The sequence below is a fragment of the Streptomyces sp. NPDC092952 genome (assembly GCF_044754785.1).
Lineage (GTDB): Bacteria > Actinomycetota > Actinomycetes > Streptomycetales > Streptomycetaceae > Streptomyces.
Genome location: NZ_JBIVPT010000002.1, coordinates 387953 through 411321, shown reverse-complemented (window position 1 = coordinate 411321; position 23369 = coordinate 387953). Strand labels below are relative to the sequence as shown.

Here is a 23369-nt window from a genome sequence, read left to right as displayed (position 1 = left end):
CAGTACGGGGACGATCCTCCGCCTTGCGATCGCACGCACCGGACACCGCACGGCCCGGCCTCCGGCCGGACTACGGCACTTTGAAGACAGGGCCTGGGGCCGGAGGGGGGAGGGCGGCCCGGCTCAGTCGCGGGCGTGGGTGCGGGCCTCGGTGAGGCGGGACAGGTGGTCCTCGTAGGCCTTCGCGTAGTACGCCGACCGGGCCGGGTCCGGGGCGACGGTCGCCGTCGGGGCCGTCCACGCCGCCTCGTCCAGCTCCGCCCCGAAGCGCCGGGCCGCCGCCAGCACCGCGCCCCGCGCCCCGACCTCGCCCTCCACGATCCGCACCGGCCGACCCAGCACATCGGCGAACAGCCGCATCCAGGCGGGCGACCGGGTACCGCCGCCGCACAGGGCGAGGGTGCCGGTGAGGCCCGCCGCCTCCAGGCAGTGCCGGGCGGCGAAGCCGATGCCCTCGCAGACGGCCCGGATCAGGTCCGCCGGGGTGGTCTCCAGCGACACCCCGGTCAGCTCGGCGCGCAGCCGGGGCTCGACGAACGGGGCGCGCTCGCCGGACGGGGCGAAGTAGGGGAGCACCCGGACCCCGTTGGCGCCCGGCGGGGTGGCGGCCAGCAGCGCGTCCACCTCCGCGTGGCGCACACCGGTGGTGGTCAGGACCCAGTCCAGGGCGGCGGTGCCGACCATCGCGGGCATGGCGCGCAGCCAGTGGCCGGGCCGGTCGGTGGAGATGTGCAGCCCGGCCGGTTCGCCGGTCAGGTCGAGCCGGTCGGTGGCCGCCAGCGCGGCCAGGCAGGTGCCGACGATCAGGAGGCCGTCGCCCGGGCGGGTGACGCCCGCGCCGAGCGCGCAGGCCGGCAGGTCGTACGGGCCGTTGGAGACCCGTAACCCGGAGGGGAGCGTGCCGGTGGCGACCGGGTCGCTGACCGGGGCCAGCAGGGCGGCCCGGTGGGCGAGGCCGAGCGCGTCCAGCACCTCGGGGACGTACGCCCTGGTCACCGGGGACAGGAACGGCATCGACGCGTCGGAGACATCGGTCGCCCGTACCCCGGTGAGCCGCTGGAACACCATGTCCTTGCAGTACAGCGCGGCCTTCGCGGCGTCCAGCGAGGCCGGTTCGTGGCGGTCGAGCCAGGCCAGCACCGGGCCCGGACAGCCCGGGAACATCGCGCCGCCGGTGCGCCGGTAGACGGTCTCGAAGACCCCGTCCGCCAGCCAGCCGTCGACCAGTCCATGGGCCCGGCCGTCCATCCAGGAGATCGCCTTGCGGACCGGCAGGCCCGCCGGGTCCACCAGCCAGACGCCGTCGCCCTGGCCGGTGAGCCCGGCGAACTCCACCCCGTCGGTGGGGAGCGCGGCCAGCACCTCGCCGACCGCCCCGTACACCTCGTCCATGTCCTGCTCCACGCACCCGTCGTGGATCGACAGCCCCACCGGGCGGGACTCCACGGCCAGGGCACGGCCCCGCGCGTCGAAGACCGCGGCCTTCACCACGGAGGTGCCGACGTCGATACCGATGTAGCGCGGACCGGTTCCGGTCATGGTCACAGCTCCCCTCAGAGGGCGTGGGCGAGCGGTTCGCCCCGCACGTAGCGCGCCACCTCGGCCGCCGCGATCCGGGCCGCCTTCTCCGCGACGGCCCGGCTGGCCCCGGCCACGTGCGGGGTCATCAGGAGGTGCGGGGTCCGGAAGAGCCGCGAACCGGGCGGCGGCGGTTCCTGCTCGTACGTGTCCAGCGCCGCCGCCCGCAACTGCCCCGAGTCCAGCGCGTCGCACAGCGCGTCCGTGTCCAGCAGGGCGCCCCGGGCCGCGTTCACCAGCACCGCGCCGCGCGGCAGCAGCGCCAGCTCCCGGGCCCCGATCAGATGCCGGGACTCCGGGGTCAGCCGGGCGTGCAGCGTGAGCACGCGCGAACGGGCCAGCAGCTCCTCCAGCGAACCGGCCCGCATGCCGTGCACATCGCCCCGCACATACGGGTCGTACACCTCGACCCGTGCGCCGAACGCGGCGAGCACCCGGGCCACCCGGCTGCCCACCGCGCCGTAGCCGACCAGCCCGACCGGGGTGTCCTCCAGCTCCAGGCCGCAGTTCTCGTACGTGTAATGGGTGGCGTCCCAGCGGCCGTCCGCGGCGAGGGCGTGGTGCGCCTCGGGGATCCGCCGCAGCGCGGACAGCATCAGCCCGACGGTGAACTCGGCGGTCGCCGCCGCGTTGCGCCCCGGCGCGAAGCACACGTGCACGCCCCGGGCGCGGGCGGCGGCGGCGTTCACATTGACCGGGCCGCCCCGGCAGACCACGATCAGCCGGAGGTCGGGCGCGGCGGCGAGCACCCGCTCGGTGAACGGGCCCATCTGGGTCACGCACACCTCGACCCCGTCCAGGGCGGCGATCAGCGCGTCCTCGGCGTCGCTCGCCTCGGTCACCTCGGCGACCGGGCCGAAGGGGTCCAGCGGCCAGGGCAGGGTCAGCTCGTCGAGGCGGGGCTCCACGGTGAGCGGCCCCAGCGCCCGGTGCAGGGCCTCGGCCAGCAGCGTGTTGCGGACGAAGTGGTCACCGGCGAGCAGAACCCTCGTCACCGGGCGAACCGTCTCGGAACGGGTCATCACAGAGCGTCTCCTGTCTGGGCGTCGAAGACATGGACGTGCCGGGGATCGGCGGTGATGCGTACGGTGTCGTCCCGGTCGGGCCGTACCTCCGGGCCGACCACGACGACCAGCGGCTTCGCCACCCCGTCGAGCGACAGCGTGGTGATGCCGGATTCCAGCAGGGGTTCGTGGGCGGCGACCCGCGCCCGTGCACCAGTGTCGTCCAGGCACAGGTCCTCCGGGCGGATGCCGAGCACCACCGCGCGTCCCGCCGCGAGCCGGTGCGCCACCGGGAGGCGGACCGTGTCGGAGAGGCGTACCCCGCCGGAGCCGTCGGCGGTGCCGGGCAGCAGGTTGATCGAGGGTTCCCCGACGAAGTCCGCGACGAACAGGTTGGCCGGGGCGTCGTAGATCTCCTCGGGCGTGCCGAGCTGCTGGATCGCGCCGTCCCGCATCACCGCGATCCGGTCGGCGAGCGACAGGGCCTCCTCCTGGTCGTGCGTCACCAGGATGGCGGTGTGCCCGCTGTCGCGCTGGATGCGTTTCAGCTCGCGCCGGGTGGTGTCCCGCTGGGCGGCGTCCAGATGGGAGAGCGGCTCGTCCAGGAGGAGCACGTCGGGATCCCGGATCAGCGCCCGGGCCAGCGCGACCCGCTGCTTCTGGCCGCTGGAGAGCCCGGCCGGGCGGGCGTCCAGCAGCTCGGTGATCCCGATGCGGGCGGCCATCCCCGCGACCCGGCGGCCGACCTCGGCCCGGCCGAGGCCGCCCCGGGCGGCGAGCCCGAAGGCCAGGTTCCCGGCCACCGTCAGCGGCGGGTACAGCGCGTAGTTCTCGAACGCCACCCCGATGTTGCGCCGCCGGGCCGGGAGCCCCACCACCGACGTACCGCCGATCAGGATGTCGCCGCCGGTCACCGGCTCCAGACCGGCGATCATCCGCAGCGTCGTGGACTTGCCGCAGCCGGACGGGCCGAGCAGCCCCAGCAGTTCGCCGGAGCCCAGCTCGACGTCGAGGCACCGGACGGCCTCGACGGCGGCCCGGCCCCGCCCGGTGTAGGTCTTGCGCAGCGCGCGCAGGGCCAGCCCGGTCACGGGGCCACCACCGCCCCGGCCGCCGTACCCGGCCGGAGCCCCGCCGCGCCCGCGCCCGGCCGGCACCTCGTCGGTTCAGTCACACGTCATCGCCGCCTCGCCGCGTCGGGGTCATCCGTCGTCGCCGCCCTCCGCGCCGGTGGAACGGCCGGTGGGGCAGACCTCGTAGGGCACCTTGTGCTCGTCCAGCTCGCGCAGCGCCCGGGGCGAGGCCCCGTCGTCGACCAGCAGCAGATCGAAGCGGGAGAGCGGGGCCAGCCGGTGCAGGGCCACCCGGCCCAGCTTCGAGTGGTCGAGCAGCAGCACGTTGCGGCTCGCCGAGTCGAGCATGGCCCGCTTCACCGAGATGATGTGCTGCTCCTGGTGGTAGGCGAAGCCGCCGGACACCGCGGAGGTGGAGGTGAAACAGACGTCGACCTGGAGCGACTGCACCGCCTCCACGCACGACACGCCGAGGAACGAGGAGTGCAGCGGGTCGAAGTCCCCGCCCAGGCCCATCAGATGGATGCCCCGCTCCTGCGACAGCAGGTTGATCGCCTCCAGGAAGTTGGTGACGACGGTCAGCGGGGTGATGGAACGCAGCCGGCGCGCTATCTCCAGCGTCGACGTCGAGTCGTCCAGCATCACCGCCATGCCCGGCTCTATCAGCGCCAGGGCCCGCTCGGCGACGGCGGCCTTCTCGGCCCGCATCGTCTTGAGCCGGTAGGAGACGTTCGACTCGAAGACCCCGGACGGCTGGGCGGTGACCCCGCCGCGGAACTTGCGGACGATGCCCTGCCGTTCCAGCTCGTCCAGATCGCGGTGGATGGTCATCAGGCTGACGTCGAAGCGCTCCGCCAGTTCGGCGGCGCTCACCTCGCCCTGCGCGAGGACGTACTCGGCCATGGATGCCTGGCGGGGGGCGGGGCCCCGCTGCGGAACGTTGCTCACGTGCTGATCCTTCGTCCTGGACGTGCCGGCCGGTCGGCCTCGAACAGCAGCAGACTCTCAGGCCGTACGGAGAGCCGGACCGGGCGGTCGGGGCTCAGTCCCGCCGCCTCGGCGCGCGGTACGACGAACGAGAGCCGCTGCCCGCCGAGCCGGACGGTGACCTCGGTGGACCGGCCCAGCAGTTCGGTGACGTGGACGGCGCCGGCAAGCCCGTACGCGGTGCCCGGCGACGGCTCCCCGAGGGCGACGTCCCGCGGCCGCAGGCCCAGTTGGACCTCGGTGCCGGGCGGTACGGGGGCCCGCAGCGGCAGCTCGTACGCCCCGTCCGGCGCCCGGACAGCGCCCTCGGCCGTCACCGTGCCCGGCAGCAGATTGATCTGCGGGCGCCCGAAGGACCGGGCGACGAAGGTGTCGTACGGGCGGTGCCACAACTCCTCGCGGGTGCCGGTCTGCACCGTGCGGCCGTCCCGGAGGACCCCGATCCGGTCGCCGAGCGCCAGCGCCTCCACCGAGTCGTGCGTGACGTAGAGCGTGGTGGTGTTCCGGACCGCGCCGATCGCCCGCAGCTCCGCCCGCATCGCCTGGCGCAGCTTCGCGTCGAGATGGGAGAGCGGTTCGTCCAGCAGGAACGCGCGGGCCGGCCGCACCAGCACCCGGCCGAGCGCCACCCGCTGCCGCTGCCCGTTGGAGAGCCGCCCCACCGGACGGTCCAACAGGGCCCCGATCCCCAGCAGTTCGGAGACCTCCCCGATCCGCTCGCGCGCCAGGTGCGCGGGGAGGCGGTGGCGCGGCGAGCGGAGCGGGGAGGCGAGGTTGTCGTACACGGTGCGGTGCGGGTAGAGCGCGTACGACTCGAAGCACATGGCCACGCCCCGGTCGTACGGCTCCACGCCCGCCATGTCCGCGCCGCCCAGTTCGACCGTCCCGGCCTCCGGCTCGACGAGGCCCGCGATCGTCTTCAGCGTGGTCGTCTTGCCCGCCCCGGACGGGCCGAGCAGACAGAAGAACTCGCCCTCGGCGACCTCCAGGTCGAGCCCGTCGAGCGCGGTGGTCCGCCCGTACCGCTTGCTGACGCCGCGCAGCGCGAGGGCGGCCGGGCCGGTCATGACTTCACCGCCCCGAACGACAGCCCGCGCACCAGGTACCGCTGGATGGTGAGGGCCAGCAGCAGCGGCGGGACCACCGAGACCAGGGCGGCGGCCGCCGTCAGGTTGTACCGGGGCCGGTCGCCGCCCAGGAAGGACAGCGCGCCGACCGTCACCGTCTGCGCGCTCGACGAGGTGAGGATCAGCGGGAAGACGAAGTTGTTCCACGCGAAGATGAACGCCAGCAGCGAGACGGCCGCGATCCCCGGCCGCACCAGCGGCAGCGCCACCCGGAAGAACGCCTGCTTGCGGGTGTAGCCGTCCAGCAGCGCCGCCTGCTCCAGCTCCGGGGAGAGGTCCTGGAAGTACGAGCGCATGATCCAGACGACCAGCGGCAGCGTCACCAGCTGGAGCACCCACACCATGCCGACGTAGGTGTCGAAGAGACCGAGCTGCTGGTAGAGCACGAACAGCGGGATGATCACGGTCAGTTCGGGCGCGAAGCGGAACGAGAGCAGGGTGAACATCAGGTTCTCCGAGCCGCGGAACCGCCACCGCGCGGCGGCGTACGCGGCGGGCAGCCCCACCACCAGCGACAGCGCGACCGCCCCCAGCGACACGACGAGGCTGTTCACGAAGAAGCGGAGGAACGGCACCCCCTGGTCGTCCCCCGAGCCCAGCACCGTGCGGTACGAGTCGAGCGTCGGGGTGAACGAGAAGTAGGTGCTGAACAGCTCGTTCGTCGGTTTCAGCGACAGCACCACCATCCAGACGACCGGGAAGAGCGAGAAGACGAAGTAGCCGATCAGCGCCAGATCGGCGGCGACGGCGAGCACCCGGCGCCTCATCCGGCCACCCCCGCCGCCCGGCCCCGGCCCGCGCGGGCACCTTCCGACCGCCCCCGGATCATGCGGGCACCTCCGCCGCACGGCTCTGCACCCGGCCCAGATAACGCACCAGCACCATCGTGACCAGATAGACCACGGCCCACAGCACGATCATGTAGCTGATCCCGAAGGAGTACCGCTGGAAGCGGATCGCCTCCAGGTACGCCCGGATCTGGAGCACCATCGTGGAGTCGCCCGGTCCGCCCTCGGTCAGCGCGTAGATGATGTCGAAGACCTTCAGCGAGTCCATGAACCGGAAGATCACGGCGACCAGGACGTACGGCCAGAGCATCGGCAGTGTCAGCCGCCGGAAGGTGAACCACCAGCCCGCCCCGTCGACCGCCGCCGCCTCGAACGGCGAGACGGGCAGCGACCGCAGCCCGGCCAGCGCCAGCACCGCGACGAACGGGGTGTAGACCCACACGTCCACCGCGATCGAGGAGAGCAGCGCCCCCGTCGGCGTGTCCGTCCACTGCACCCCGCCCAGGCCCACCGGCTCCAGCAGATGGTTCACCACCCCGACCGAGGGCTGGAGCATCAGCTTCCACATGATCGCGGCGATCACCGGCGCGATCATCAGCGGAAGGATGAGGATCTTCTCCAGCACCCGGCCGACCCGGCTCGACCGGTGCAGCAGCAGCGCCACCGCCACCCCGAGCACCGTCTCGACCGCCGCCGCGCCGACCGCGTACGCCACCGTCACCCGGGCCGAGTCCCAGAACGCCGGCTGGGTGAGGATGCGGTGGTAGTTGCCGGCCCCCACCAGGTCCGGCCGCGGCTTGCTCGCCGCGAAGTCGAAGACCGTGTAGTAGAGGCCGAGCCCGAACGGGTAGAGGATGCCGCCGGTCAGCAGCAGCGCGGGCACGATCAGCAGATACGGCCGCAGCGCCCGGCGCCGGGCCGGCACCGCCCGCACCCCGGGTTCCCCACGCGTCTCCCGCTCCCCGGACTCCTCCCGCGCCTTCCGTGCCGTGCCGCGCACCCCGGTCAGCCGACCTTCGCGGCCAGCTCGCCGGCCAGTCCGTTCAGCACCGACGACGCGTTCTTCCCGCCGTAGATCTCCTGGAGCGCCGCCGCCCAGGAGGTCGTCGCGTCGAAGAACTGCTCCTGCGGGGTGAACTGGATGCGCGTCCGGTCGACCACCGTCTCGAAGGTCTCCAGGAAGCCGGGGATCGCCCGCATCTTGTCCTGGTACGCGGCGTCCTGGCTGACCGACCTCCGTACCGGGTCGATGTGGTTGTGCTCGACCGCCCCCTTGCGCAGGTGCTCCTTGCCGGTCGCCCACTGGAGGAAGAGCCAGGCTGCGGACTTCTCGCGGCTGCGGGCGTTCATCCCCAGCGACCAGATCCACATGTTCGTGTCGAGCGAGCCGCCGGGCCCCTTCGGGCCGGGGTGGAAGGCGATCTTCCCGGAGGCGGGGGAGGCCCCCTTCACCGCCTGGAAGTAGGCGGCGGTGTCCGCGTCGAAGAGCATCCCCGCCTTCTTCGCCCCGAGATCGCTGGAGCACTGGTACCAGGTGTACGAGGTCCAGGACGGCGGCCCGCCCTTCCTGACCATCTCCGCCCACTCCCGGGTGAAGGCGACCGCCTCCGGGGAGTTCATCGCGGGCCGCACCTTGCCGCCCTCCACGGTGAAGTCCTTCAGGCCGTTGCGGGCGTACATCGTCATGAAGCCGGGGTGGATCGTCGCCCAGCTGCGCGAGCCGCGCACCGCGACCCCGTACATCCCGTCGAAGCCCGCCCCCGGCGCCCGGCGGCTGATCGCCGCGGCGGTCTCGCGCAGCTCGTCGAAGGTCTCGGCGGGCCGCAGCCCCAGCTTCGAGAACACCTCGGTGTTGTACGCGACGACGTTGGTCTCCCAGCCCCACGGCAGCGCGTACTGCCCGCCCCGGCCGAGCGGCGCGCCCGCCTTCAGGGACCACTGGTCGGCGGCGAGGAGGTTGGGGAAGAAGTCCTCCCGGTCCCACTCCGCCCCGGTGGCCGATTCATTGCGCATCCACGGGCCGAGATCCTCCAGCCAGCCCGGCGGACCGTACTGCCACACCATGTACGCGCCGAGCATGAACACGTCGTAGGAGGCGCGTCCGCTGGAGAGGTCGACGGTCAGCTTGTCGAAGTAGTTGTCCTCGGGGAAGACGTCGTACGCGACCTCGATCCCGGTCTTCTCCGTGAACGCCTTCAGATCGGCGATCAGCGCGTCGGTGTACGGGTGCTTGTTCAGCAGCGCCCGCACCTTGCGGCCCCTGGCCCGCTTCCAGTCGAAGGAGCCGGTGACCTCGTCGGCCGCCGAGCCGCCGCCCTCCGGGCCGCCACCACCGCCGAAGCCGGTGCCGCAGGCGGTCAGCAACGGGGCGGCAGCCGCGGCCGCCACCCCGGCTCCGCCGAGTGCGAGTAACCGCCGCCGGTCGTACGCGCGCATGTCCATCCGTGACCTCCACGGCCTGCCGGAGCTGAGTGGGGGGACCGTTCACACCTTGGGACGACTGGTTAACAGAGCTTGTAACGGCAGAAGTTGGCCGTCAATCCCTCGCGCACGGGAAATTCTCGGTGCAGAGTGAGAAGTTCACAGAGGGGGCCGATATGTGGATGGGCATCGATCTCGGCACGCAGAGCGTCCGGGCGGTGGTGGCGGGAGACCGCGGTGAGATCCTCGGCAGCGGAGCTGCCCCGCTCACCGGCAGACGCGAGGGCGTACGGCACGAGCAGCGGCCGCTCGACTGGTGGACGGCGCTGTGCGCGGCCACCCGGCAGGCGCTGGGCGACGCCCCCGCCCCGCGCGCGCTCGCCGTCTGCGCCACCTCCGGAACCGTGCTCCTGGCCGACCGGGCGGGCCGGCCGCTCACCCCCGGCGTGATGTACGACGACGGCCGGGCCGTGGCCGAGGCGGCCCGGGCCGGTACCCCGCCGAGCTGGGCGCTGCCCAGGGCGATGTGGCTGCTGCGGGAGCACGGCGGTGCGGCGGACGGCACCGTACGCATCACCCATCAGGCCGATTCCGTGCTGACCAGACTCGCCGGGACGCCGCTGCCCACCGATTCCAGCCACGCCCTGAAGACCGGCTACGACCTGGCCCGGCAGGAGTGGCCCCGGCGCCGCTTCGCGAAGCTCGGGCTGCCCGACGCGCTCTTCCCGGACGTGGTGCGGCCCGGCACCCTGATCGGCGAGGTGGGCCGGGCCGCCGCCGAGGAGACCGGGATCCCGGCGGGCACACCGCTGGTGGCCGGGATGACGGACGGCTGCGCGGCGCAGCTCGCCTCCGGCTCGCTCGCGGTCGGCTCCTGGAACTCGGTGCTCGGGACGACGCTGGTCCTCAAGGGGGTGACCTCGTCACCGGTCGAGGACCCGGCCGGGGTGGTGTACAGCCACCGGGCGCCGGACGGGAGCTGGCTGCCGGGCGGGGCGTCCGGGGTGGGCGGCGGGGCGCTGACGGCCGCCTTCCCGGGGGTGGACCCCGCCCGGATGGACGAGGCGGCCCGGTCCTGCGAACCGGCCCGGGTGGTGGCGTACCCGCTGGTGGCGACGGGGGAGCGGTTCCCGTTCGTGGCACCGGAGGCCACCGGCTTCCTGATCGGCGAGCCCGCCTCGGACGCCGAGCACTGGGCGGCCCTGCTGACCGGGGTGGGGCTGGTGGAACGGCTCTGCCTCGACTACCTCGACCTGCTCGGCGCCCAGACGTACGACCGGCTCACCTTCACCGGCGGCGCGGTCCGCAGCGGCCACTGGAGCCGGCTGCGCGCCGACGTCCTGGGCCGCCCCGTGCACATCCCGCGGTACAGCGAACCCGCCCTCGGCATGGCCATCCTCGCCGCGTACGGGGCGGGCGGCGCGCGCAGCCTCCAGGAGGCGGCGGGACGGATGGTGCGGCTGCGCCACGTGCTGCACCCGCACCCGGGGCGCACCGCGTGGTACACCGAGCCGTACCTCACCCTGGTGGACGAACTGGAGCGGCGCGGCTGGCTGCCCGGCCGGGTCGCCGCCCACGCCCGCACCCGCGCCGAGCACCCGTGACCGCCCCCCGCTCCCACCCGAACGGAGACACCATGACCGCCCCCGCCACCCTGCTGCTCGCCCGCCACGGGCAGACCGTCTGGCACGCGGAGAACCGCTACGCCGGGGTCAGCGACATCGCGCTGACCGAGGAGGGCCGCCGCCAGGCCGGACGGCTCGGCGCCTGGGCGGCCCGCAACGGGGTCGACGCGGTGTGGACCTCCCCGGTCGGCCGGGCGGTCGAGACCGCGCGACCCGCCTGCGAGGCGCTCGGCCTCACCCCCGGCCGCGACCACGACCTGCGCGAATGCGATTTCGGCGCGGTGGAGGGGCGTACGTTGGCGGAGTTCGCGGCCGAGCAGCCGGAGTGGGCCCGGGAGTACCGCGCCGACCCGGTCGCCCACCCCTTCCCGGGGGCGGAGGACCCCCGGGCGGCCGCCGCCCGGGGCACGGCGGCGCTGCGCCGGATCGCGGCGGCCCACCCGGGGCAGCGGGTCCTCGTCGTCGCCCACAACACCCTGCTGCGGCTGGTGCTCTGCGAGCTGCTGGCGATCCCTGCGGGCAGCTACCGCCGGGTCCTGCCGAGGCTGCTGAACGCGGCGGTGAGCGAGGTGCGGCTCGGGCCGGAGGGTGCCGCGCTGCTCTCCCTCAACGTGCCCTGCGACGCCTGAGCGGAGCCGTCAGTCCCTGACGGCCGCCGCCCGCCGCTGGCGTACCAGGCCGATGGCGGCGAGCACCAGCGTCAGGGCGCCCGAGGCCATCAGCTGGTCCCGGGTGTCCGGCTGGCGCAGCATCAGTACGAAGACGCCCGCCATGGCCAGCAGCGCCACCACCGTCAGCCCCGGGAAGAGCCACATCCTTACGACGAGCCGGTCCGGGGACTCGCGCTCCAGCCGTCGGCGCAGGACCAGCTGGGAGACGGCGATGAAGGCCCAGACGACGAGGATCACCGCGCCGACCATGTTGAGCAGCCACGGGAAGACGTCCTCGGGGCGCCAGTAGCTGAGCAGCACGCACAGGAAGCCGAAGCCGGAGGAGACCAGCACCGCGGTGCGCGGCACCCCCGCGGAGATCCGGCCGATCCGTGCCGGGCCCTGGCCGCGGGCCACCAGCGAGCAGGCCATCCGGGAGGCGCCGTAGATGTTGGCGTTCATCGCGGAGAGCAGGGCGACCAGGATGACCACGTTCATGATCTCCGCGGCGCCGTGGATGCCGAGGTGGTCCAGGGCCGCGTAGAACGGGCCGACCTCCACGACCTTCGGATCGCTCCAGGGGACCAGGGTCACGACGACCGCCATCGAGCCGACGTAGAAGAGCGCGATCCGCCACATCGCCGTACGGACCGCCCGGGCGACCCCGTTCACCGGGTCCTCGGACTCGGCCGCGGCGATCGTCACGGTCTCCAGCCCGCCGTACGCGAAGAGGGAGGCGAGCAGCCCGATCACCAGGCCCTCCGCCCCGTGGGGCAGGAAACCGCCCGCGCCGGTGAGGTTGGCGGTCCCCGGGGCGGGCGTACCGGGGAGCAGGCCCAGTACCGCCAGCACCCCCAGCACCAGGAAGAGCGTGATCGCCGCGACCTTGAGGGCGGCGAACCAGAACTCGAACTCGCCGAACTTCTTCACCGCGGCCAGGTTGGTGCCCATGAAGACCACCATGAAGAGCGCGACCCAGGCCCACTGGGGCGTGCCGGGCAGCCAGCCGGTGACGATCTTCGCCGCGCCGATCCCCTCCAGGCCGACGGCGACGCAGAGCAGCACCCAGAACGCCCAGCCCGCGGTGAACCCCGCCCACGGGCCGATCGCCCGCTCCGCGTGCACGGAGAAGGAACCGGAGGCCGGGTACGCCGCCGACATCTCGCCGAGCATCCGCATCACCAGCATGACCAGCAGCCCGGAGACGGCGTACGCCACGACGATCGACGGACCGGCGGCGGCGATGCCCTTGCCCGAGCCGACGAAGAGCCCGGCCCCGATGACGCCGCCGAGGGCGATCATCGAGAGGTGGCGCTGCTTGAGGCCGTGACCGAGGGCCGTGTCGGTACCGGTTTCGGTCCCGGCTCCGGTTCCTGGGTCGTCGACGGGGGAGGAGGGGCCGGTGGGGGGAGGCACGGACTTCCGTGGCATGGACGTGCTCTGTTCGCTCGGTGAAACGTGGGGGGACGCGGGGACGCGGGGCGTGGGGACTGCGGGAAACGGGGGAAACGCGGGAAACACGGGGGGAACGCGGAGGTGTGGGGCCCGCGCGGACAGTCTGGGCGTGGCGACCGCCCCCATGGAATCACCGTCCGCTATACGGACATCTTGTTCACGCCAGGTGTCCGACCGGCCGCGCGACGGCGACCGCGCCGACGACCGGAGGAAGGCCCTCCGGCCGATTTGGTGAGAACCTACAGTCCTTCCCGGACGTCGCCCCGCGTCGGACCGGGGTCGATCCGCCCCCACCTCCAGTGACGATCATCACGCCGCCACGCGGTTGAACGACCCTCTTTGTGCAGACCCCACCAACCGCTCCGACAGCGCTTTGTGGGCCACGGATGGTGATCGGGCGTTAACCCGTGGGCTAACGTCGGGCTCAATCTGTCCCCGTCTGCCCTCACCCCCGCGGAGTCCCGATGAGCACTGCTGCCGCCGCCCCTGCCCGCACCGGAGCGGTCCTCGCCGACCTGCTCCCCGCCGCCCGGCACCGCTACGCCGTCGACACGGCCCTGGTCCTCGGCGGTGCCGCGCTCACCGGCATAGCCGCCCAGATCGCCGTCCCGGTCCCCGGCTCCCCGGTCCCGGTCACCGGCCAGACCTTCGCCGCGCTCCTGGTCGGCACCGCGCTCGGCGCCCGCCGGGGCTTCCTCTCCCTCGCGGTCTACGCGCTGGTCGGCATGGCGGGCATGCCGTGGTTCTCCGAGGGCACCTCCGGCATGGGCTTCCCCTCCTTCGGCTACGTCCTCGGCATGCTGCTCGCCGCCGCCGTGGTCGGCGGCCTCGCCCGCCGGGGCGGAGACCGCTCCGTGCTGCGCACCGCGGGCACGATGGTGCTGGGCTCCGCGATCATCTACGCGGTCGGTGTCCCCTACCTGGCCCTCGCCACCGGCATGTCGGCGAGTGCCGCGATCGCGGCCGGCCTGGTGCCGTTCCTCATCGGCGACGCGCTGAAGGCCGCGCTCGCCATGGGCGCGCTCCCCGCCGCCTGGAAGCTGGCCGGCCGCCGGGGCTGACGCCCCCGCCCGTACGAGGGCCCGCCGGACCGCGTGGACGATCGCGGACGGCGGGCCCTCGCCGTCCGTACGGGCCCGGTCACGGACCCCGATGGCGGCCGGTGCGCGCCGCACGTGCCACACTCGGATGCATGCGCGTGTACCTCGGCTCGGACCATGCCGGCTATGAACTCAAGAACCACCTCGTCGAGTGGCTCACGGCCCAGGGCCACGAGGCCGTCGACTGCGGACCCCACATCTACGACGCCCAGGACGACTACCCGCCGTTCTGCCTCCGTGCCGCCGAGCGGACGGCCGCGGACCCGGAGAGCCTCGGCATCGTGATCGGCGGCTCCGGCAACGGCGAGCAGATCGCCGCCAACAAGGTCAAGGGCGTCCGCGCCGCGCTGGCCTGGAGCGAGCAGACCGCCGCCCTGGGCCGCGAGCACAACAACGCCAACGTGATCGCCATCGGCGGCCGGATGCACCCGGTGGAGGAGTCCACCAGGTTCGTCGAGATCTTCCTCGCCACGCCGTACTCGAACGAGGAGCGCCACACCCGCCGCATCGAGATGCTGACGGCGTACGAGACGACCGGCGAGCTCCCCCCGATCCCGGCCCACCACCCGCAGCAGGGCTGAGCCCACCGACCTCCTGTGCCGCCGGGCAGCCCCCGGCGGCACAGCCGTTTCCGTACCCGCCCGCAAGGAACCGAGGAGCAGCCGCCGCCGTGCCCGAGGGACACACCATCCACCGCCTCGCCGCCGACCACGAGGAGCGCTTCGCCGGACGGCCGGTGCGGGTGAGCAGCCCGCAGGGCAGGTTCGCCGCCGGTGCCGCGCTGCTCGACGGGCTGCCCCTCACCGGGGTCGACGCCCACGGCAAGCACCTCTTCCTCGGCTTCGGGGACACCGGCTGGGTCCACATCCACCTGGGCCTCTTCGGCAAGCTCGGCTTCGGCACGGTCCCGGCCCCGCCGCCCACCGACACGGTCCGGCTGCGGCTGCTCAACGAGGAACACCACGCGGACCTGCGCGGCCCGACCGCCTGCGCCCTGCTCACCGAGCCGGAGAAGCGCGCGATACACGACCGCCTCGGCCCGGACCCGCTGCGCACCGACGAGGACGGCGAGCGGGCCTGGCGGCGGATCTCCCGCAGCCGGATCACCGTCGCCGCCCTGCTGATGGACCAGAAGGTCGTCGCGGGCGTCGGCAACGTCTACCGCGCCGAGGTGCTCTTCCGGCACGGCATCGACCCGTACCGGCCCGGCAGGGACCTCACCCGCGCCGAATGGGACGCGGTCTGGGCGGACCTGGTGGCCCTGATGCGCGAGGGCGCACGGAACAACCGGATCGACACCGTCCGCCCCGAGCACCTGCCCGAGGCGATGGGCCGCCCGCCGCGCGTCGACGACCACGGCGGCGAGGTGTACGTCTACCGCCGCGCCCGCCAGTCCTGCCACATCTGCGGCGGCGAGATCCGCACCGCCGACCTCGCCGCCCGCAACCTCTTCTGGTGCCCCGGCTGCCAGGCAGCCTGAGCCGTACTCAGAATCCCCGGGGCAGCCAGGGCGCGATGTCGGAGTGGAAGGCCGCCGAGGTCTCCGCCAGCGCGCCCGGGGTCAGCTCCCGCACCCGCCCGGCCCCGGCCAGCGCGCTCAGCGCCTCGCCGCCCAGATACGCCGAGCCCAGCTCCCGCACCGAGAGCGCCAGGTCGGCCGGGGCCTCGGTCCGGCGGCAGGTCGCGACGCCCTTCGCGTCCGCGGTCAGCCGCCAGCGCCCGGCGTTCCAGGGGCAGAACGCGTCCTCCACGTCGAGCACCACGTCCAGCGGGCCCCGGTAGGTCCGCGCCTCCAGCGCCGCCCCCAGCTCCACCAGCCGGACATGGAGGCAGTCGCGGACCAGGATGTTGCACCGCCGGGTGTCCGACACCAGGTGCAGGACCGGGTCGTCGACCGGGCGGTTGCGGGCCACCACCGTCGTCATCAGGTCGATGTCGAGGACGAACCGCCACAGCGCCGCGTACGCCGCCGGGTCCAGCGCCTGGAGGTCGTTCACCTCGACGGTTCCCTTGGGGCCGGACGGCTCCCACGCGGGCTTGAGGCGGTAGTTCACATAGCCGACGACCTGCCCGTCCAGCTCCGCCAGCACGCACTGCTGGGGCGAGGCGCCCTGCCGGTGCTCGGCCGGGTCGACCATCGGCTTGCGCTCCCAGCCGGGCCCGTGGGCCGGAATGCCGGGACGGCCCGGCACCAGCCGCGCGTACACGCTCTCGCAGGCCGCGAGCGCCTCGTCCGGCTTCGCGCGGCGCAGCCGCACCGAGTCCGTGCCCGGCGGCACCTCCAGCCGGACCCGGTCCTTCTCGATCGTCAGCGACATCTGCCGCGAGGCCGCGCCGTAGCCGAACCGGCCGTAGATCACCGGCTCCGAGGCCGTCAGCACGGCGAACGGCTCGCCCAGCGCCCGGATGTCGTCCAGCTGGCGGCGCATCATCGAGGTCAGCAGCCCGCGCCTGCGGTGCGTGGAGGCGACGCTCACCATCGTGATCCCCGCCGCGGGCACCACCGCTCCGCCCGGCACCGCCACCCGGAAGCTGAACGCCCCCGCCGTGCCGACCACGTCGTCACCGTCCCAGATGCCGAGCGAACGCTCCGGCTCGGTCAGCTCCTGGAACAGCCCACGCTCCTCCGGCGACTCCGGGACGCCTCCGAACGCCAGCTCCAGGCAGTCGAACCATTGGTTCCATTCGGACGGACGCAGTACGCGGAGCTCAGTAGTCATGGGCCATGCCTACCAGGGCTTCGACGGCGGAGCGAACCGATTTCGAACGCATTGCCACGGGGTACCCCTCCACCTCGGGCGGCCGGGTAGATAAGGTCCCCGCAATGGCACGTCGCGCGGGAGCAGAGACGTACCCGGCCCGATTGCGGAAATCGGCGCACCGGGTACGCATCACGCTGCGCAGATCCGGGGTCGACTACTTCCGGGGCGACGGATCGGACTGGATCGCCCTGGCCGGCCTGATGCTGACCATTCCCGCGATCACCGTCGCCACTCTCCTCCAGCCCCTCTGGTGCTCCCCGGCCGCGCTCGTGCTGCCGATCGTCGCGGGCGGTCTGCTGCTGCGCCCGGCCAGCCTGCTCGGGCTGTACGCGACCGCCGCCACGGCCCTGATCGTGGAGTCGGCCGTGCTGGGGCCCTACAAGGACGGCGCGGCCCGGGTGACCCCGGGCATCGTCCTGGTGGTCGCCGCCTGCGGCCTGTTCGGGCTGGTCCTCGCGCAGTTCCGGGCCCGGGTCGGGGTGCCGTGGCGGCGCGGCGGCACCATGCTCTTCGACCTCCGCGAACGCATTCGCGTCCAGAGCGCCCTGCCCCGGCTGCCGCAGGGCTGGCACCGCGAGATGGCGCTGCGCCCGGCGGGCGGTCAGTCCTTCTCCGGGGACTTCGTCGTCGCCGCCCGCACCAACGGCGGACGGACCCTGGAGGCCGTGCTCACCGACGTCTCCGGCAAGGGCATGGACGCGGGCTCCCGCGCCCTGCTGCTCTCCGGGGCCTTCGGCGGGCTGCTCGGCTCGCTGCCGCCGCACGGCTTCCTCCCGGCGGCAAACGGCTATCTGCTGCGCCAGGACTGGGACGAGGGCTTCGCCACCTCGATCCATCTGGTGCTGGACCTGGAATCGGGCGACTACGAACTGCTCTCGGCCGGCCACCCGCCCGCCCTCCAGCTCCACGCGGGCAGCGGCCAGTGGGAGGAGATGGCCGCCGAGGGCCCGCTGCTCGGGGTGTACGACGGGGCCGAGTTCGACGCCGTGAAGGGCTCGCTGGCCCCCGGCGACGTCCTGATGCTCTTCACGGACGGCCTGGTCGAGGCATCGGACCGGGACATCGCCGAGGGCATCGACCGGCTGACCGGCGAGGCCGACCGCTACGTCGCCACCGGCTTCGAGGGCGCGGCCTGGCATCTGATCGAGGCCTGCGCCAAGGACGTCAACGACGACCGGGCGCTGCTCCTCCTGTCGCGCCGGGCCTGAGCCCTCGTACGCACGCCCCGGTCCGTCCCGCGTACGGCCCGGTCCGGACACGGCGCTGGGGCCGTGCCCGCGACCGGGCCGCGGGTGCGAGGTGACCGCCGGGCAGGCTCAGGCCCGTACCGCGAGTGGTTCGGCGGCGTCCTCGCCGGCGCCGTTCCCGCTGCCCCGGTCGCGGTCGCGGCCGCCCGGCAGGATGCGGGCCAGCCAGTGCGAGCGCCCGGCGGCCAGCGGAGCCAGTACGGCGAGCAGCAGCACATAGCCCGCGATGAACGGGGAGAGCCGCTCGTCCAGCCCGGCGGCCGCCGCCATCGTGGCGAGGATCAGGGCGAACTCGCCGCGCGCCACCAGCGTGGTGGAGATGTTCGCGGTGGCCTGCGGGCCGAAGGAGTAGACCTTCGCGGCGGCGAGACCGGCCAGGACGTTCATGACCAGGGTCACCGCGACGGCGGCCAGCACCGGCCAGAACACGACCGGCAGGTCGCCGGGGTCGATGGAGAGCCCGAAGGCGAAGAAGAAGATCGCGCCGAAGGCGTCCCGCAGCGGATGGACCAGCTTCAGGATGCGTTCGCCGGAGGTGGTGCTGCCGAGCATCAGGCCGACCATGAAGGCGCCGATCGCGTCCGCGACCCCGAACCACTCCGAGATCCCCGCCACCAGCACGGCGGCGCCGAGGAAGGAGATGACCAGCAGCTCGTCGTCCCGGGTGTTGATCAGCTTGCCGATGACCCGGGTGCCGAAGCGGGCGGCGAGCGCGAGCAGCAGCAGGAAGCCGAAGGCCTTGCCGCCGTCGACCGCCGCGGAGGAGAGGCTGTCGGCGCCGGACAGGATGGGCTGGAGGGCGGCCAGGTACAGGGCGAGGAAGACGTCCTCGACCACGATGATGCCGAGGATCGGCTTGGTCTCGGGGTTGCCGATCCGGCCCAGGTCGACCAGGACCTTGGTGACGATCGCCGACGAGGAGATGCCGAGCACCCCGGCGAGGACCAGCGCCTCGGATGTGCCCCAGCCCAGCGCGAAGCCGAAGCCGAGCCCGGCGCCGACGTTCAGGGCGAGATAGGTGCCGCCGGCGATCGCCATCTTGCGGCCGCCGGTCTTGAGGTCGTCGAGATGGAACTCGAGACCGAGGTAGAAGAGCAGCAGTACCAGGCCGAGCGCGGAGAGCATCTCCAGCTCGTGCGGATCGGCGACGAGGACGATGCCGGGGGTGTGCGGGCCGAGCAGGATTCCGGCCAGGATGAAGAGGGGGATGGTCGGCAGTCCGATGCGGCTGCCGACGCGGGCGAGAACAGCGGCGGCCAGGAAGGCGCCGCCCATGGCGATGAGCGTGTCTGCGTGTCCGATGAGCCCGATCCTTCACTTGGTCAAGAGAGCGTCAAGAAAGTGTCAGTAATTAGTTTACCGAACGATTGACGTTGCAACTATCCCCCCGTCCAGAACTCTGCTCGATCCCTCCCCGACCCCGCGCGAACCCCTGGTGCTCCCACGCCCCTCCGGCACCGCGGACCCCGGTCCCGTCCCCGTTCCGTCGGCCGTCCCCCGGCGACACCTGGGGTTTTCCCCACCCCGGATCCGCCAGCAGCCGCCATGTCCCGCGACCCCCTCCGCTCCATAGGTTCGGAGTACGGCCGAAAGGGCCGACGAAACGGCCGCTCGGCCGACGAGCGCACAAGCAACGGAAGGCGGACGACATGGGGCTGCGAGCCACCAGGCGGCGCGGGCAGGACGGGCGGTACCCGGCGGACCTCCACCACGGGACCGGCACCACGGACGCGTGGGGTCCCGTCGGCGTCCAGGACACCCGCGCCACGGGCCGCGCCGCCGACCTCGCCGTCGAACTGCGCGGTGTGCGCCGGCAGTACGGCCGGGGCGGCGCCACCGTCCACGCGCTGCGCGGCATCGACCTCGCCCTCCCGCGCGCCTCCTTCACCGCCGTGATGGGCCCCTCCGGCTCCGGGAAGTCGACCTTCCTCCAGTGCGCGGCCGGACTCGACCGCCCCACCGGGGGCTCGGTACGCCTCGGCGGCACCGAGATCACCGGCATGAGCGAGAACCGGCTCACCGAACTGCGCCGCACCCGCCTCGGCTTCGTCTTCCAGTCCTTCAACCTGCTGCCGTCGCTGACGGTCGAGCAGAACGTCGTCCTGCCCATGCGCCTGGCCGGACAGCGCACCCGCTCGGCGCGCGGCCGCCGCGAGGCCGCCGAGATCCTCGCCCGGGTCGGCCTCGGCGACAAGGGCGGCCGCCGCCCCGCCCAGCTCTCCGGCGGCCAGCAGCAGCGCGTCGCCGTCGCCCGCGCCCTGGTCACCCGGCCCGACGTGGTCTTCGCCGACGAGCCGACCGGCGCCCTCGACACCACCACGGCCGCCGAGATCCTCGCCCTGCTGCGCAACGCGGTGGACCAGCTCGGCGCCACCGTCGTCATGGTCACCCACGACCCCGTCGCCGCGTCCTACGCCGACCAGGTCCTCTTCCTCGCCGACGGCGCGATCGCCGACCGGCTGCCGCGCTCCGGCGCCGACCGGATCGCCGCCCGGATGACCGGACTGACCGCCCGTACCGCCCCCGGCCCCGCAGGAGCGGCTGCCTGATGCTCACCCCGCACGCCCCGAACGGTCTCGCCCGCGCCGCCGTCCGGTTCAAACCCTCCTCGTTCGCCGGGACCTTCGTCGCGCTCCTGCTGGCCGCCGCCATCGCCTCCGCCTGCGGCATCCTCCTGGAGACCGGCCTGCGCGCCTCGGTCCCGGCCGACCGCTACGCCAAGGCCCCCGTGGTGGTCGCCGCCGACCAGCAGATCCACCTGAAGGTCGACCGGGGCGAGAGCGAGGAGACCACCGACGTCCTGATCCCGGACACCGCCCGGCTGCCCGAGACCCTGGTCGCCAAGGCCGCGCACGCCCCCGGCGCGGCCGGTGCGATCGGCGACGTCACCTACCCCGTACGCCAGGACGGCACCCCCCTCACCGCCCACGGCTGGGGCTCCGCCGTCCTCACCGGCGCCACGCTCGCCGACGGCACCGCGCCCCGCACCGGCGAGGTCGTCCTCCCCGCCGGCGGCAAGGCCCGCACCGGCGACCGCGTCACCCTCGACACCCCCGCCGGCCCCCGCGCGTTCCGGGTCTCCGGCACCGCCGCCGCCCCCGGCACCGCCTGGTTCACCGACCACCAGGCCGTACGGCTCTCCGGCCACCCCGGCCGGGTCGACGCCGTCGCCGTGTTCGCCGCCCCGGGCACCGCCGCCACCGCGCTCGCCGGCCACGTGCGCGACTCCGTGGGCCGCACCGCCACCGCCCAGGTCCACACCGGCGACGACCGGGGCGCCGTCGAGACCCCGGCACTCGCCTCCACCAAGGAACTCCTCTTCGGGCTCAGCGTCTCCTTCGGCACCGTCGCCACCCTGGTCGCCGTCATGACCGCGGCCGGCACCGTCGCCCTCGCCGTCGGCCAGCGCGGCCGCGAGTACGCCCTGCTGCGCGCCATCGGCGCCACCCCGCGCCAGCTGCGCCGCACCATCGCCACGGAGGCGCTCCTCGTCGCCCCGCTCGCCGGAGCGCTCGGCTGCCTCCCCGGCACCGCCCTGGCCGGCTGGTGGTTCGGCCAGCTCCAGGACCGGGGCGCCGTCCTCGACTCCGTCGGCCTGCAGATCTCCTGGATGCCGTTCGCCGCCGCCGTCGCGCTGTCGCTGCTCACCGCGGTGGGCGCCGGATTCCTCGCCGCCCGGCGCCCCGCCCGGATGAAGCCCGGACTCGCCCTCGCCGAGACCGCCGTGGAACGCTCCGCGTTCGGCCCGGTCCGCACCCCCGTCGGCGTCCTCGCCCTGATCGGCGGCGGGGTCCTCGCCGGAGTCGCCGCCAGCACCTCCGGCGGCGACTCCGCCAACGCGGCCCTCGGCGTCGTCATGCTCTTCATGCTCGCGGTCGGGCTGCTCGGCCCGGTCATCGCCCGGGCCTGCGCCGCCGTCCTCGGACTCGCGCTGCGCGCCGCCGGCGCCCCCGGCTCGCTGGCCGCCGCCAACTCCAGCGCCAACTCCCGCCGACTGGCCTCCGCGATCACCCCGATCGTCCTCGCCATGGCCTTCGCGTCCACGCTCGTCTTCATGCAGACCAGCCAGGAGCGCGTCACCGCCCACCAGCAGCGCGACGCGATCACCGCCGACCACATCGTCACCGCCCCCGCCGGACTCGCCTCCGACGCCACCGCGCGGGCCGCCGCCACCCCCGGCGTCACCACCGCGGTCGGCCTGCTCCGCACCTCCGTACTGGTCTCCGCCGGTCCCGGACCACAGCTCCAGACCGTCCCCGCGCAGGGCGTCATCGGCACCGGCGCACACCTCGCGAAGGTCCAGGACCTCGACGTCCGGACCGGCTCCCTCACGGCCCTGCGGCCCGGGACCGTCGCCGTCGACACCACGCTCGCCGACACCGCGGGCGTCCGCACCGGCGACCGGCTCGCCCTGCGCCTCCCGGACGGCACCCCGGCGCGGCCGCGGGTCGTCGCGGTCTACGGACGCGGCCTCGGCACCAGCCTCCTCACCTTCCCCGCCGCCGACCTCACCGGCCGCGTGACCGCGCCGTACGCCTCCGAGGTCCTGGTCCGCGCCACCCCGGCCGGCGCGGAGGGACTCGCCGCGCTCGGCACCGTCACCGAGGCCACCGGCTACGCCGCCGCACAGGACGAGGCCCGCGAACTGAACGCCTGGGCCAACACCGTCATGGCCGCCGTGCTCGGCGGATTCGCGGCCGTCGCCGCCGTGAACACCCTGGTGATGACCATCCTCGACCGCCGCCGCGAACTGACCGTGCTGCGCATGGTCGGCACCACCCGCCGCCAGGTCCTGGGCATGATCCGCTGGGAGGCGCTGCTGGTCACGGTGGCCGGCGCCGTCCTCGGCACGGCCATCGCGCTGGCCACGCTCTTCCCGATGATGAGGGGCCTGACCGGCGAGGACCCGTACATCCCGCCGCTGCTGTACGGGACCTTCGTCGCCGCGACGGTCGGCCTCGGCCTCGCCGCCATGCTGCTCCCGGCCCGGGCGGCCCTGCGGACGGCGGACGCCCGGCCGTAGAGTCCGGGCATGACCACATCGCGCCCCCAGCTGACCCTGGCCGAGGTCGAGGCGATCGCCCGCGAGGCCCATGCCCACCAGCGCGACAAGGCGGGCCGCCCGTACACCGAACACCTCGCCGCCGTCGCGGAGGGGGTACGGGCCCGGGGCGGCAGCGAGGAACAGATCGCCGCGGCCTGGCTGCACGACGCGGTCGAGGACGACGCGCTGTCGGAGCGGTGGCTGGCCGAAGCGGCCCTGCCCCAGCGGGTGAAGGACATGGTCCTCGCCGTCTCCAAACGGGACGGCGAGGACCTCTCCGCGTACACCCGGCGCATCCTGGACACCCCGGGAGCCCTGCTGGTCAAGGAGGCGGACCTGGCCCACAACGCGGACCCGGCCCGCCTCGCCGTACTGGAACCGGCGACCCGTACCCGGCTGACCGAGAAATACGCACGGGTGCGGAGACTGCTCGGGCTCACTCCGGACGAATCGCCCATCGACCGATCGGATCAAGCCAACACGGCGAAGTCCTGACCCCCGGCGCTGA

Annotated in this window: 20 protein-coding genes; 9 read left to right on the top strand and 11 right to left on the bottom strand. The window is 73.8% G+C overall.

Translation table 11 applies throughout. From position 1 onward, the window contains the following. Nucleotides 1-123: 123 nt before the first annotated feature. The 8 genes from ACIQGQ_RS05800 to ACIQGQ_RS05765 all read right to left on the bottom strand — a co-directional run bounded on the left by ACIQGQ_RS05800 (nucleotide 124) and on the right by ACIQGQ_RS05765 (nucleotide 8999). Nucleotides 124-1539 carry an FGGY family carbohydrate kinase gene (locus ACIQGQ_RS05800; protein WP_402391095.1) on the bottom strand — a complete coding sequence of 472 codons (1416 nt, stop codon included), beginning with the start codon at nucleotides 1537-1539 and terminating at the stop codon, nucleotides 124-126. Between the two features lie 14 nt (nucleotides 1540-1553). Further along, nucleotides 1554-2600, bottom strand: a complete 1047-nt coding sequence (locus ACIQGQ_RS05795; RefSeq protein ID WP_402391092.1) for an NAD(P)-dependent oxidoreductase — start codon at nucleotides 2598-2600, stop codon at nucleotides 1554-1556. Continuing rightward, nucleotides 2600-3673, bottom strand: coding sequence for an ABC transporter ATP-binding protein (locus tag ACIQGQ_RS05790; protein WP_402391089.1), 1074 nt, complete (start codon nucleotides 3671-3673; stop codon nucleotides 2600-2602). The genes ACIQGQ_RS05795 and ACIQGQ_RS05790 overlap by 1 nt, the downstream gene beginning before the upstream one ends. Nucleotides 3674-3784: 111 nt before the next feature. Next, nucleotides 3785-4558: a DeoR/GlpR family DNA-binding transcription regulator gene (locus ACIQGQ_RS05785; protein ID WP_402391979.1), complete on the bottom strand. Its 774-nt coding sequence runs from the start codon at nucleotides 4556-4558 to the stop codon at nucleotides 3785-3787. Between the two features lie 41 nt (nucleotides 4559-4599). Beyond that, a complete protein-coding gene (locus tag ACIQGQ_RS05780) occupies nucleotides 4600-5709 on the bottom strand; it encodes an ABC transporter ATP-binding protein (protein WP_402391086.1) in 1110 nt (369 codons plus the stop codon). Beyond that, the gene (locus ACIQGQ_RS05775; protein WP_366290935.1) at nucleotides 5706-6536 is read right to left on the bottom strand and encodes a carbohydrate ABC transporter permease; all 831 of its coding nucleotides are present in this window, start codon (nucleotides 6534-6536) and stop codon (nucleotides 5706-5708) included. The genes ACIQGQ_RS05780 and ACIQGQ_RS05775 overlap by 4 nt, the downstream gene beginning before the upstream one ends. Nucleotides 6537-6594: 58 nt before the next feature. Continuing rightward, entirely contained in the window at nucleotides 6595-7557 is a 963-nt protein-coding gene (locus ACIQGQ_RS05770; RefSeq protein ID WP_402391083.1) for a carbohydrate ABC transporter permease, read from the bottom strand. 5 nt (nucleotides 7558-7562) lie between these two features. Beyond that, nucleotides 7563-8999 (bottom strand): extracellular solute-binding protein, encoded by a 1437-nt coding sequence (locus ACIQGQ_RS05765; RefSeq protein WP_402391080.1) that lies wholly within the window; start codon nucleotides 8997-8999, stop codon nucleotides 7563-7565. Between the two features lie 155 nt (nucleotides 9000-9154). On the opposite strand from ACIQGQ_RS05765, the gene ACIQGQ_RS05760 reads away from it, so the two are divergent. Both ACIQGQ_RS05760 and ACIQGQ_RS05755 read left to right on the top strand, forming a co-directional pair. Then, nucleotides 9155-10582 (top strand): FGGY-family carbohydrate kinase, encoded by a 1428-nt coding sequence (locus ACIQGQ_RS05760; RefSeq protein ID WP_402391077.1) that lies wholly within the window; start codon nucleotides 9155-9157, stop codon nucleotides 10580-10582. A 32-nt stretch (nucleotides 10583-10614) separates the two neighbouring features. Next, nucleotides 10615-11232, top strand: a complete 618-nt coding sequence (locus ACIQGQ_RS05755; RefSeq protein WP_402391075.1) for a histidine phosphatase family protein — start codon at nucleotides 10615-10617, stop codon at nucleotides 11230-11232. 9 nt (nucleotides 11233-11241) lie between these two features. Here ACIQGQ_RS05755 and ACIQGQ_RS05750 read toward each other — a convergent pair whose 3' ends face one another. Then, nucleotides 11242-12684, bottom strand: a complete 1443-nt coding sequence (locus ACIQGQ_RS05750; protein ID WP_402391072.1) for an amino acid permease — start codon at nucleotides 12682-12684, stop codon at nucleotides 11242-11244. A 488-nt stretch (nucleotides 12685-13172) separates the two neighbouring features. Between ACIQGQ_RS05750 and ACIQGQ_RS05745 the strand changes: the two genes are divergently transcribed. From ACIQGQ_RS05745 to ACIQGQ_RS05735, 3 genes are all read left to right on the top strand, one after another. Then, nucleotides 13173-13769, top strand: a complete 597-nt coding sequence (locus tag ACIQGQ_RS05745; protein ID WP_352275332.1) for a biotin transporter BioY — start codon at nucleotides 13173-13175, stop codon at nucleotides 13767-13769. Nucleotides 13770-13900: 131 nt separating this feature from the next. Continuing rightward, nucleotides 13901-14389 carry a ribose-5-phosphate isomerase gene (locus tag ACIQGQ_RS05740; protein ID WP_352275330.1) on the top strand — a complete coding sequence of 163 codons (489 nt, stop codon included), beginning with the start codon at nucleotides 13901-13903 and terminating at the stop codon, nucleotides 14387-14389. Between the two features lie 89 nt (nucleotides 14390-14478). Further along, complete coding sequence (locus ACIQGQ_RS05735) at nucleotides 14479-15288, top strand: Fpg/Nei family DNA glycosylase (RefSeq protein WP_402391069.1); 810 nt, start codon at nucleotides 14479-14481, stop codon at nucleotides 15286-15288. A 7-nt stretch (nucleotides 15289-15295) separates the two neighbouring features. Here ACIQGQ_RS05735 and ACIQGQ_RS05730 read toward each other — a convergent pair whose 3' ends face one another. Continuing rightward, nucleotides 15296-16528, bottom strand: a complete 1233-nt coding sequence (locus ACIQGQ_RS05730; protein WP_402391066.1) for a GNAT family N-acetyltransferase — start codon at nucleotides 16526-16528, stop codon at nucleotides 15296-15298. Nucleotides 16529-16632: 104 nt separating this feature from the next. Between ACIQGQ_RS05730 and ACIQGQ_RS05725 the strand changes: the two genes are divergently transcribed. Beyond that, nucleotides 16633-17778 carry a PP2C family protein-serine/threonine phosphatase gene (locus tag ACIQGQ_RS05725; protein WP_366290957.1) on the top strand — a complete coding sequence of 382 codons (1146 nt, stop codon included), beginning with the start codon at nucleotides 16633-16635 and terminating at the stop codon, nucleotides 17776-17778. A 108-nt stretch (nucleotides 17779-17886) separates the two neighbouring features. Here the strand turns inward: ACIQGQ_RS05725 and ACIQGQ_RS05720 are convergent, their stop codons facing one another. After that, nucleotides 17887-19092, bottom strand: coding sequence for a cation:proton antiporter (locus tag ACIQGQ_RS05720; protein ID WP_402391063.1), 1206 nt, complete (start codon nucleotides 19090-19092; stop codon nucleotides 17887-17889). A 374-nt stretch (nucleotides 19093-19466) separates the two neighbouring features. On the opposite strand from ACIQGQ_RS05720, the gene ACIQGQ_RS05715 reads away from it, so the two are divergent. Genes ACIQGQ_RS05715 through ACIQGQ_RS05705 form a run of 3 tightly spaced genes read left to right on the top strand, consistent with a single transcriptional unit; the run spans nucleotide 19467 to nucleotide 23356 of the window. Further along, entirely contained in the window at nucleotides 19467-20366 is a 900-nt protein-coding gene (locus tag ACIQGQ_RS05715; RefSeq protein ID WP_402391061.1) for an ABC transporter ATP-binding protein, read from the top strand. After that, nucleotides 20366-22840 (top strand): FtsX-like permease family protein, encoded by a 2475-nt coding sequence (locus tag ACIQGQ_RS05710; protein ID WP_402391059.1) that lies wholly within the window; start codon nucleotides 20366-20368, stop codon nucleotides 22838-22840. Before ACIQGQ_RS05715 ends, ACIQGQ_RS05710 begins: the two co-directional genes overlap by 1 nt. 9 nt (nucleotides 22841-22849) lie before the next feature. Next, the gene (locus ACIQGQ_RS05705; RefSeq protein WP_402391056.1) at nucleotides 22850-23356 is read left to right on the top strand and encodes an HD domain-containing protein; all 507 of its coding nucleotides are present in this window, start codon (nucleotides 22850-22852) and stop codon (nucleotides 23354-23356) included. The last annotated feature ends 13 nt before the right edge of the window (nucleotides 23357-23369 follow it).

Coding starts and splice junctions, on each gene's coding strand:
- ACIQGQ_RS05800 (WP_402391095.1), bottom strand. CDS start 1,539: ATGACCGGAACCGGTCCGCGCTACATCGGTATCGACGTCGGCACCTCC.
- ACIQGQ_RS05795 (WP_402391092.1), bottom strand. CDS start 2,600: ATGACCCGTTCCGAGACGGTTCGCCCGGTGACGAGGGTTCTGCTCGCC.
- ACIQGQ_RS05785 (WP_402391979.1), bottom strand. CDS start 4,558: ATGGCCGAGTACGTCCTCGCGCAGGGCGAGGTGAGCGCCGCCGAACTG.
- ACIQGQ_RS05780 (WP_402391086.1), bottom strand. CDS start 5,709: ATGACCGGCCCGGCCGCCCTCGCGCTGCGCGGCGTCAGCAAGCGGTAC.
- ACIQGQ_RS05775 (WP_366290935.1), bottom strand. CDS start 6,536: ATGAGGCGCCGGGTGCTCGCCGTCGCCGCCGATCTGGCGCTGATCGGC.
- ACIQGQ_RS05765 (WP_402391080.1), bottom strand. CDS start 8,999: ATGGACATGCGCGCGTACGACCGGCGGCGGTTACTCGCACTCGGCGGA.
- ACIQGQ_RS05760 (WP_402391077.1), top strand. CDS start 9,155: ATGTGGATGGGCATCGATCTCGGCACGCAGAGCGTCCGGGCGGTGGTG.
- ACIQGQ_RS05755 (WP_402391075.1), top strand. CDS start 10,615: ATGACCGCCCCCGCCACCCTGCTGCTCGCCCGCCACGGGCAGACCGTC.
- ACIQGQ_RS05750 (WP_402391072.1), bottom strand. CDS start 12,684: ATGCCACGGAAGTCCGTGCCTCCCCCCACCGGCCCCTCCTCCCCCGTC.
- ACIQGQ_RS05745 (WP_352275332.1), top strand. CDS start 13,173: ATGAGCACTGCTGCCGCCGCCCCTGCCCGCACCGGAGCGGTCCTCGCC.
- ACIQGQ_RS05740 (WP_352275330.1), top strand. CDS start 13,901: ATGCGCGTGTACCTCGGCTCGGACCATGCCGGCTATGAACTCAAGAAC.
- ACIQGQ_RS05730 (WP_402391066.1), bottom strand. CDS start 16,528: ATGACTACTGAGCTCCGCGTACTGCGTCCGTCCGAATGGAACCAATGG.
- ACIQGQ_RS05725 (WP_366290957.1), top strand. CDS start 16,633: ATGGCACGTCGCGCGGGAGCAGAGACGTACCCGGCCCGATTGCGGAAA.
- ACIQGQ_RS05720 (WP_402391063.1), bottom strand. CDS start 19,092: ATGGGCGGCGCCTTCCTGGCCGCCGCTGTTCTCGCCCGCGTCGGCAGC.
- ACIQGQ_RS05715 (WP_402391061.1), top strand. CDS start 19,467: ATGGGGCTGCGAGCCACCAGGCGGCGCGGGCAGGACGGGCGGTACCCG.
- ACIQGQ_RS05710 (WP_402391059.1), top strand. CDS start 20,366: ATGCTCACCCCGCACGCCCCGAACGGTCTCGCCCGCGCCGCCGTCCGG.
- ACIQGQ_RS05705 (WP_402391056.1), top strand. CDS start 22,850: ATGACCACATCGCGCCCCCAGCTGACCCTGGCCGAGGTCGAGGCGATC.